The sequence below is a fragment of the Mesorhizobium metallidurans STM 2683 genome (assembly GCF_000350085.1).
Lineage (GTDB): Bacteria > Pseudomonadota > Alphaproteobacteria > Rhizobiales > Rhizobiaceae > Mesorhizobium > Mesorhizobium metallidurans.
Window position 1 is genome coordinate 1 of sequence record NZ_CAUM01000179.1, and the last position, 1,421, is coordinate 1,421.

3 protein-coding genes are annotated in these 1,421 nt (G+C 55.2%); all 3 read right to left on the bottom strand.

Annotation, left to right across the window (positions count from 1 at the left end):
- Positions 1 to 236: 236 nt before the first annotated feature.
- Positions 237 to 479 (bottom strand): DUF982 domain-containing protein, encoded by a 243-nt coding sequence (locus tag MESS2_RS29355; protein ID WP_008878328.1) that lies wholly within the window; start codon positions 477 to 479, stop codon positions 237 to 239.
- A gap of 30 nt (positions 480 to 509) precedes the next feature.
- Complete coding sequence (locus tag MESS2_RS29360) at positions 510 to 767, bottom strand: hypothetical protein (protein ID WP_008878329.1); 258 nt, start codon at positions 765 to 767, stop codon at positions 510 to 512.
- Between the two features lie 211 nt (positions 768 to 978).
- Complete coding sequence (locus tag MESS2_RS29365; RefSeq protein WP_008878330.1) at positions 979 to 1,278, bottom strand: DUF1236 domain-containing protein; 300 nt, start codon at positions 1,276 to 1,278, stop codon at positions 979 to 981.
- Positions 1,279 to 1,421: the final 143 nt, after the last annotated feature.

Sequence of the window (1,421 nt, forward strand, 5' to 3'; positions counted from 1 at the left end):
TGCGAAGCTTGTCAGTGATATCGAGCTTGTCCCGCCCAAGGGCAAACGGAACCTGCTCACGCGCGCCCTGTGGGGCTCCGGTGCTTCGACCGACAGGCGGCGTGAGTGTCTGACCCGAAAAGAAGTCAAGTGATATCAGCGACTTGTGATTCAGCCGGTATTGCGAAGCATCGACGGAGAGGCACATGTGGACCGATATCACTCAACTTCTTTTCGGGTCAGACACTGATGGGCCCCTACTCGGAAGGGTACAACATCTCGGATTCCTTGGCCGCTGCCTCGAAAGCCTTCCGAATGATTTGCGGATCTATCCGATCACCCTCCTGGACAGCTTGGCAAAGTCTCATAGCCTTGTGCCACCTGGCGCCACGTTTTGACCATTTGAGAAGCTGCTCGGCGGCTTCTTGAGCGTGATCGACACCATAGCGCCCCTCCGGTTGGTCAGTCCTTACAAAAACAGGAGAACAAAACCAGCGCATGCCTTAAGTCACCACTAGGAAAACAAGAAGTTATCTTGGCCGGCGAGCGGCGGCGATAGCCCGCATCAGATAGATGCTGTCCAAGTCGGGTTGACTGGATTCCGCAACAACGAGTTCCACGGCGTCCGCCATTTCGGCGACCTCATCGCTGCTGATCGTTCCACGCTTTTCGAGCAAGTTGATCAGCTCGACAACGAGAAGAAAGGCATTCACGCCATACCGCTCGGCTTTGAGTTCGAATTCCCCTCGCGCCAGTTTTTCTGCGTTTCCCTCAGCCCTGGTATCCATGAATTCGCCCCCATTGTGACACGCACTCAGCTAAGAACGAGACCGGCCACTAAAACTATTCAAATAAGCAATATCGGAACGGCAAGAAGGCAGCACACCTCCAACGTGTTGGTTTGCCGGGAGTTCATAGTGCGCCTCCTTACGAGTTCTTTGACTGGGCGGTAGAAATTGCCCCGCCCTCCTGAAAGCGGGCGAGCTCCGTCGTAAGTCCTCAGTTGATGATCTTGACGACCTTGCGTGTATCCGGATCGACAAGGACGGTCCGGTTGTCGACTACAACGTACCGGTATTTGACGTCAGGAACCTCGTGTAGCTCGACCGTATCGGGCAGCGCTGAACCGATGTTGAGCTCCACTCCAGGAATCTTCACCGACGCGAGCGGCTGCTTCTTCACATATCCTCTGATGACGGTCTCCTGTTCGGGCTCGATCACCAAATCCTGAGCGGCGGCAGCGCCAACCCCTGCCAGCAGCAGAAATCCGGCGGCTACAGTGGGAAGATGCATTCTCATAATCATCTCCTTTGGGCTACTTGCGCTGATGATGTCATCCTAGCGCCATGCTGAAGCCAATCCGAGGCTGTCGCAAAGGTTCCTCCGCTCAGACTTCGGTCCACTTCATCATCGGACCAAAGTCGGACTTAGGACAGTCGTCA